Here is an 8794-nt window from a genome sequence, read left to right as displayed (position 1 = left end):
GGCGATACAGGCGACTTGGTAGGTCACCGGCGTCAACCGGAGCTTCGTTGCGTAAGTAGCTGTCCGTCGGAGCATCGTCACACTGCCGTGACCAGTGCGGATCGCTGATCACCAGGACTTTGAAACCGCCCTGGCAACGCTGACGGCAACAGAGCCGGACAACAACGCACTTCCACGGACGTTGACGGACCGGTAGATTGCCGCTCACCTGCGAAAACGCAATCAGGAAGGGGTCGCCTATCACACGTACTATGTTGTGGCTGGCGGCGTGCCGATCTTGGTCCACAACTCGAATGGGTGTGGGGTTACAACCTTTCACACCGTGCAAGGTCCGGACGACGCAGCTCGTCTGACTTCAGGCGGTGACCCATTCCCCACGGAGCCGCATCGGGCTCACTTCGGCCCGGGAGTCTATGCTAGCCCGTCACCCTGCCCTTTCAACCTCAGCGTCAACTACTGCCGTCAAGCACTCGCTCAGCACGCCACAGCGGCCCCACCGGAAGAAATTCCGGCGGGGCCGCTGCTCATTCCAGAACCACCCAATCAGGGAATAACGGCTTCTGCTTGCGGGTCGTAGCAAACGAGGCCGTGCTTGCGCGCCAGAGCAGCGAGAGCTGCTGCCATCACTTGCTGCCTGGACCACGAAATACTCGCAACCACGAAAGCATCACTGAAATAGAGCGGGCTCATCCAAGGAGAACTGTCCGCGTTTTCCTCAGTGAGATCCGGGAATACCTTGACGAGATCTGCCAGGAACTCGGAAACGGCCACACTAGGGCTAGCGGCAGACGGCTCCTCATTGAGAATCGCCCTGTACGTTTCAAGGGCGCTCAAACCGTCAACCGGATCCTCTGAATACCAGAACGCGAGATCAAAGCTCACCAGACGACTCCCATCGAACATCAAGCACCCAGGGTAGTGCAGCATAGAGCACGAGCGGGCCAGGCCTCCAGCCTGGCCCGCTCGTGTCTACCGTCACTCAGCTGGAGGCCGGTCCTGCGGCACCCAGGCGTCAAAGACGCCATGAAGTTCGTACTGGCCATTCAGGGTAACCGCGGTGTTACCTGGCGTATTTAGCCAGCCATCAAAAAGCTTCTGATCAGGGTTGCGGCCGGCAGATGCGCCCTTTGTTTCAATTCCATACCAACGGCCGTCTATGTTAGCAAGACCATCGAACTTCCGAAGCTTGAACCCAGGGACCCGCACACTCGTCTCTTGGCGCACCACCGTGACACCTTCAGTTTGAAGGTGATCCCATACGGTCTCCTCATTATTGGCGCCGGGCTGGACACCAGTTGTACCGGCGTAATGGCCGTTCGCATCTCGAATGGATCCGTCAGGGTGGAGGAACGTGCCATTACCGAGGTCGACCTTGCAACCTTCGCCGTCGGTGTTATGCACCAATATCGGCGTGGTCCCCACAAGCACATAGTACGTGTGGAGTTGCTGAACCGTGAGATTCCAGCGATCTTTCGCACCTGGAGTCGGTCGGGAGGAAACAACGTGGGCATGGGTGTCGCTGGCCGTGTTGAGGGCGTCACCGACGTGCAGCTTCCCTGCAGGAACCCAGGCGTGGACGGTGTCGTCCCAGAATGGATGGTTGGCAGTGGTGTGGAGAGTGGCCTTGTGGCCGTCCTCGGTACGGATGGTGAGGTCGAGCAGATCGCTGTCGTGGTTGACCCATACATGCTTGACAGTGCGGGCGCCCTGATGCATACCCGTCTTGGGGTTACCTGCCTGAACCTTGTCGCCAGCCCTGATCTGTCCGATCTGCTTGGCCTTGCCGTCTCCCATCAGGACTTTGGTGTCGGGCGAGAAGCTGCACTTCCCACCTGATTCCGTGCCATCGGCCGGCCCAGCGCCGGCCGATGGCAACGGGACACAGGTATTGCCGACAGTCCAGCCCGCGGTCGGGTTGCAGTAGACGTTTCCGGTATCGGGATCGAGCAGATTCCCGCCGCTGATGCATTGGAAACCCAGGAAACTGGCGCATTCGGCACCACCGTCCAAGGCGCTGCCATCAGAAGCAGGGTCGAAGACATTTGCGAGAGAATCCAAGGCGCCGATCAGACCGTCAACCGGCTGCGTGTCCGAGGGACCGGTCTGCGAAGACTTGGTGCCGTTCTGCTCAGGACTCTCGCCGCCCTTGGGCTGGCCTGTCGGGTTCTCACCCGGGTTCTCCTTGAGACCGTCACCAGCATCCGGGTGGTACACCGACTGCCCGTCGGCATTGCAGGTGTAGTAACCGGCAGCGAGGGCAAACGCCGCCGCAACCCCGACTTCTTCAGCCGCAACCCCGACTTCTTCAAAGGTGAGTCCAGCTCCGGCTGCCCCACCCAGGCCGAGAGAGCTGGTGAAATTGCCCCAACTCCACCAATTTCCATCGATATGACGACTCATCACCTTGAGTCCATGCCTGGTGGCGGTACTGCTGACGTCGCTGTATCCGCTGGCGGCGTCCATCGCACGCATCTTGCCGGCCCAGTTGTAGGCGATGCCACCAGAAGCCGTTGAGCCTCCGCCGCCTCCACCACCTCCACCGCCTCCACCGGTGCGGCCCGGGGAATGCCCACCGCCGGTGCGACCTGGGGAGCGCCTACCGCCCGAGGGCCGAGCCGCGCGAGGAGCCGCTGGGGCCTGCGGTTGCGCAGCAGAACAGGAGAAGTTACCCGAAGGGTCGGCGTTGCTCAGTGGGTTGTCGTTGCCGTAGGCGTAGGGGTTGGCGTTGACCGACGGGACAGGGGGCTGCATCGTGGCGTCCCGGCTGGTGAAGCTGCCGGTCGAGGGGGCGTACCAGCGACTTGCAGTGGCAATCCGGCCGTTGGCCGGGTCGGTCCATCCACCCTGGTAGCCCAAGCTGTACTGGCTGCCGCTGCTGGCGATCGTCCGACCGTACGGGTCATAGGCGGTTGAGCCGCTCAGCGCTGTGCCGGTTGCGGTAAAGGTGGCGGTCAAGTCCCCGTGCTGGTCGGTGTAGGCGAGGACAGCACCGTCGCCGTCGGCCACGCCGATCAGTGCACCGCCGGGTCCTCGGCTGTAGGTGTCGGTACCGTCAGAGACGATGGTGTTGCCGGTGCCGTTGTAGGTGAAGGTGGCTGCGCCGGCGGTGGAGAGGCGCCCGAAGGCATCGTGTGTGTAGGTGGTGGTCCCGTCTGTGACGAGTTGATCGAAGGCGTCGTAGCCGAGGTCTTCGCTGGTGCTGCCGGTGACGGAGACCAGCGTGCCCCGAGCCGCGTAGTTGTAGGTCGTGGTGGCCCCACCACTCGTGGTGGCCGTCAACTGGTCCCGCGCGTTGTAGGTGGCGGTGGTGCCGACAGCGCCGGTGGCGGTGCTGGTCCGATTGCCGGCGTCGTCGTAGCCGTAATCAGTCGTGGCTGTGCCGTTGTCCCACGAGGTCAGGCGGCCTGCCTCGTCGTAGGTGTAGCTGTTGGTGGCTGCTCCGGCAAGCCCGCTGGTGGTCTGGCCGGTGATGTGGCCGGCGGTGTCGTAGCCATAGGTTGTGGATGCCTCGGCGGTGCCACCAGGGGCCGAGAGAATGTCGCTTGTGAGACGGTGCTGAGTGTCATAGGTGAGCTTCTGGGCCGCGTTGCCACCGCCGTACGACACATCGGTGATCTGGCCGACGCTGTTGCGGCTGTACGTTGCGGTGGCTTTGGTCAGCGGGTCGGTGACGGTCGCCAGGTGGCCGTCGGCGTCGTAGGTGAAGACGCTGGTGCCTGCCTCGTCGGTGCGCGAGGTCGCTTGGCCGTTGGAATCGTAGGTGTAGCTGGCAGTTCCGGAAGGCCCGGAGGCGGTAAGGATCTCGCCGCGGTCGTCGTAGGTGTACGTGTTGGTGCCGTTCGGAGCGCTGGCAGCGATGGTGCGGCCGTCAGCGTCGTAGGCAAAGGTGCGAATGCTTGTGGTCGCCTCGGCTCCGCTGCCTGACTCGCTGGTCAGACGGCCCTCGGCGTCGTAGTTGATGGACTGGCTGACGCCACCAGGGCGGGTCACTGCGACGGGATGCCCGTCGGCGTCGTAATCGAGCGTGGTCGTGCGGTCGGAGGCGTTCGGGAAGGAAGGGGTGCTCGGCTCGATGATGGATTCGCGCAGGCCGAACGGGTTGTAGGTCGTAAGGGTGGCGTTGCCATTGCCGTCGGTGTAACGGGTGCGCAGCCCGGCGGCGTCGTAGCCGAAGCTCGTGGTGATCGAAGACGTGGAACTGACCGGCTCGGTCTGCTGGATCAGTGCGTCGCCGGCATCGTATGTGTAGGTGGTGGTGGCGCCGTTCGCATCGGTGACTGCGGTGGGGTTACCGGCCGCGTCGTAGGTGGTGGATGCGGAGGCCAGAGTGGTGCCAGAGGCATCGAGAGAGGCTGTGGCGGTGAGTCGCCCGGCGAGGTCGTAGCTTCGGCGGATGGCCGTGCCGTCGGGCAGGGTGGTACCGACCAGTCTTCCGGCGAGGTCGTAGGTGAAGTGGGTGACATTTCCCAGCGGGTCGGCGGCACTGAGTTGATTGCCCGCGGCATCGTAAGTGGCGGTGGACTTCTGTCCGCCGGGGAGCGTGGTCGATGTGCGGTTGCCCGCTTCGTCGTAGCCGTAGGTGGTGGTGTCGGTGGTAAGGGAGGGCTGGCGAACCACTTCACTGACGGTCAGGGCTCGGCCCAGATCGTCGAAGGTTCCGTGCGTGACCGCGCCCGTCGGTTCGGTGACGGACAGCAATTCCCCGTCAGCGTCATAGACGTTGTGAGTGGTCGGAGTTATGCCGTCGACCGTGGGCTGGACGATCTGGGCGATATTGCCGAACTGGTCGTAGGTCGAGGTGGTCGTGTTGCCGTTGCCGTCGGTGAATGCGACAACCTGTCCGGCGGCGTCGTAGCTTGCGGTGGCCGTGGGGGTGATGGCGGCGGCTGCCCCAGGGGGCGTATAGGCAGGTTCCGAGGTGGCAACGCGTTCGCCGTCGTCGTCGTAGGTGTAGGTGGTGATGTTGCCATCAGGATCGTCGACGGAGGTCCGGTCCCCGAAGGTGTCGTAACCGTAGAGAGTGATCGGGTGGACCTGTTGCGGCGAGGTGCCGTTCACTTCAGCGTTCACCACCGGCGCGGTGACCTGCGTGAGACGGCCGGCTTGGTCGCTCGTGTAGGCGGTGGTGTAGTCGGCGGCGCCGACGCCCGAGACGTTGCCGCGTGGGTCGGTTACGGAGGTGAGCACTCCGCGCTGGTCGTAAGTGCGGGTCGTGACCAGGTTGGTGCTGCCGTCGTGAACGGTCTGGGCCGTGACGTCACCGCGGCTGTCATACGTGTAGTCGCTCTGCTCGGTGGTGTCGCCCTGGGTGGCCGACTGGGAGGTGAGATTTCCGACGCCGTCATAAGTGTAGGACGTAACGATGCCGAGACCGTCCGGGTCAAAGGTCCGCTTGGTGGTGCGCCCGGCAGGATCGTACGTGTACTCGCTCTTCACCAGAGCGTTGGTGTCCAGCTCGGTGGTGATGTGACCCGCGGCGTCGTAGTAGTAGGTGTGGAGGTACTTGCTACTGACAGAGCCGTCCGAGTTGTGGAAATTGGTGATCGCGCTGTAGTACAGCCGATGCGTGGAGTGATACTTGTAGGCGGTTGTCCCGCCCATTGCGTCGGTCTCGGAAGCGAGCAAACCGTCGGGGTCGTACGCGCGGGAGTCGAGGACCAGAGCACTTGCTGAGGAGGGATTGACCGGATCACCGATGTAGTTGGTCAGAGTGGTGGTGAGCAGCTGACCGGTGGGCCCGTAGGCGTAGCTGTAGGCGTTGCCATCGGCGTCGGTCTCGGTAATGCGATTGCCGTACCCGTCGTAGCCGTAACTGGTCTTGCGGCCCTCCGGGTCGGTGACCGATTCGGTCTGGTCGTGGCTGTTGTAAGTCCAGGTGGTGGTACGGGTGGTATCACCTCCCGTGGTGTCGGACACCTTCAGCGACGTGGTGTTGCCGTCGTCGTCGTAGGTGTAGGTGGCCCGTGCGGTGTGGTGGCCACCGGTAACGGCATCGGTGGTGGCGGGAGCGGTGCGGATGAGCAGCCGGTTGGCCGCATCGTAGGTGTAGTTGGTGGTGACGCCGGCAGGATAGCTGTCGGAGACCTGAGTGGATGCGGTGGTGCGACCGAGCGCGTCGTGGGTGTAGTTGGTCTTCAGGCCGGACGGAGCAGTCACCTGTGCCAGGTCTCCGGCCCCGTCGTAGGCATAGCTCGTGGTGTTGCCGTCGGCGTCCTTCACGGTGGCCGGCAGGCCGGCCGGTTCGGTACCGCCGCCGATCGCAGGCTCGGTACCCACAGTGTACGTATGCGTGGTGATGTTGCCGTCGGCGTCCTTCGCGGTGAGCAGGTCACCGTTGGCCGAGTAGGTGTACGTGGTGGCGTATGTGCTGTCGGCGGGGCCGGAGGACCGGGCATCGGCGTATGCGGTGGGTTCGTCGTTGCGGGGGTCGGTGACGCTGTACGCGCCGACAGCCGGGTAGCTGTAATAGCTGGTGTAGCCACCTGTATATGCATCGCCGACGGTGTTGGTCAGCACATCACCACGTGCATTGTGCGTGTAGCGGGTGTAGTCGCCGTCCGGCCGGGTGACACTGGAGACGAAGCCGTGGGTGTCGTAGGCGTACGAAACCGTGTGACCGAGGGCGTTGGTGGCGGAGATCAGACGGCCGCCGTGACCGGGGTCGTACTGGTAGGTCAGAGTCTTGTCACCAGGGTCCGTGACCGAGACTGTGGTGCCGGGGGCGGCTCCGTCGGAGAAGCTGCGGGCTGCGAAGGCGCTCGCGATGTCGTCATCGCTGAGCTTGTCGGCAAACAGGGCTGCCTCGGCGATTGAGCCCTTGAAGTATCCCTGGATGTTGCCGGACTGCTGAGCTGGCCAGGATCCGGACAGGTACCCGGCGCCCAAGGAACAGTAGATCTGCCCATGGCTGTCGAAGTCCTTGCCGGTTCGCTGGTCCACCTGGTTGCCGTCGAGATACAGAGTCTGAACGTCGTCGGTACCGATACTCAGGTCGGCCTGATGCCAGGCTCCGTCGGTGACGGTACCGTCCGACTTCATCGGGGAGACGTAGCCGTCCCAGAACTGCCCGTAGAGGTGACCATCGGAGCCGACATACAAGGCCGGCGTGGAGTCGCCGCTGGGGGTAGTGCCGATGGGGCTGCTCTGGTAACTGAACAACACTCCACCGGCTGTGGTGGTCTTGAACCACAGTTCAAGGGTGAGGTGCGCCTGATCGCCGCTCACGGTGCTGATGGTGTCGTCAGGCAGTTCGATGTACGAAGAGGTGCCGTTCAGGGACGCTGCGGTGTCGGTAGCTCCGGAGTAGAGGCCGGTCGCGCCTAGCGTCACGGCGTGATAGGTCGCAGGGCCGTCGGAGCAGTACGTTGTGGCGTCCGCCGTGCAGTCCGCAATCTCGTTCAGAGCCTGGCTGCCCGAGGTCTCACCCAACCTCCAATAGTCCGCCGGCGCACGGCTGAGCGTCGCACCGCGGTAGTAGGCGCCCGAACCCCTCGTCGCGGGGATGCCCAACTTCCATGTCCCGCCATTGGTATCGGTGATCTGCGACGCCCTGTCGTGTTCGACGTCGTAGGCGGCCGCCATACGAGTCTTCCCCGACGGCAGAGTGACACTGGTCAATTCACCGGCGGCGCGAGTGCCGACTTCGTACAACTGCTGAACCGTCGGGGCACCGAGCGCATGCGTGTAGAAGGCGACCTCGGCGATGGCCCCGTCGAAATAGCTCACGTCCGCGGGTGAATCGATCCAGGCCTTTGCGAATCCGGCACCGATGTACGTCAGCGTGTTGGACTGGTCGTCGGGGATCCCGGAGAACGTATCCTGCTTGGTGCCATCCAGATAGAGGGTCTGGGTGGCACCGTCCGAGGTGAGCACAGCATGGTGCCAGGCGTCGTCGGTCACCACGCCGGACGAACCGAAGGTGTCGCTGCCAGAACCGCTGACGCTCCACCAGTGACCATGGAGCTTGCCGTCGGTTCCCACATAGAGCACAGGGGTCCAGGTCCCGGATGCGCTGGTTGCTCCGTTGATCGCCTTCGACTGATCGCCGATCATCACACCCGGTGACGAGGTCCTGAACCACAGGCTCACCGCACGGCTTTTCCCCTGATGCAGGAGGTCAGACGGTACGGAAACATAACCGTCGGCCCCATCGAAGGAAGCGGCCTCAGTCGGTGAGCCAGGCAGCGGGCCAGAAGTTCCGAGCGAGACGCCGGTTGCGGAGTAGGTTCCGTTGTCATTGCCCTCGTTGACGGCGACTTCACTCGCTGCGGTTGTTCCGGACGATTCGGCAAGACGCCAGTACGAGGCGGGGCCGGAGTCAAGCACTGCAGAGCGGTAATGCGAGCCCGAGGTATAGGCGTAGGTGGTACAGGCAGTGGCGGAGGTAGGTGGGCACACCTCGGTCAGGTCGTCACCACTGTAGGAATACGTCCAGGCCTCGGATGTGCCTCCGGTGGTCACTGGATCAGTGGCCACCTGACTGACGTGGCCTCCGCTCCAGGTGAAGTGCAGCGATCGGCCACTGCTGGCGTTGGTGACCTCGTTGAGGGCGCCGTCGGTGTCGTAGGCAAGATTCTCGGCACGGTCCAGTCGGTCGCTGATCTTCGTCAGTTTCCAGGCGGTTCCGGACGGTTCGCCGAAAGTGTAGGTGGTGCCCGACTTGTCATGCAGAGTCCAGCCCCCAAGGGCACCGGCATTCGGGCCGAGGGTCTCGAACTCTCCGGCGGCCGATGTGTAGACGGCCATGCCGGTGCTGGTGCGGGTGCCGCCGGAGTAGGACGACGAGCCGAAGGAG

2 protein-coding genes are annotated in these 8794 nt (G+C 63.7%); both read right to left on the bottom strand.

The window, feature by feature from the left end; genetic code table 11:
- Window positions 1-543: 543 nt before the first annotated feature.
- Entirely contained in the window at window positions 544-882 is a 339-nt protein-coding gene (locus ACL02U_RS32280) for a hypothetical protein (RefSeq protein ID WP_412794563.1), read from the bottom strand.
- Window positions 883-975: 93 nt separating this feature from the next.
- Window positions 976-8745 carry a LamG-like jellyroll fold domain-containing protein gene (locus ACL02U_RS32275; RefSeq protein ID WP_412794562.1) on the bottom strand — a complete coding sequence of 2590 codons (7770 nt, stop codon included), beginning with the start codon at window positions 8743-8745 and terminating at the stop codon, window positions 976-978.
- Window positions 8746-8794: the final 49 nt, after the last annotated feature.

The organism is Streptomyces sp. MS06 (genome assembly GCF_047200655.1).
Classification (GTDB): Bacteria; Actinomycetota; Actinomycetes; order Streptomycetales; family Streptomycetaceae; genus Streptomyces.
This window is presented reverse-complemented; position numbering and strand designations above follow the sequence as displayed.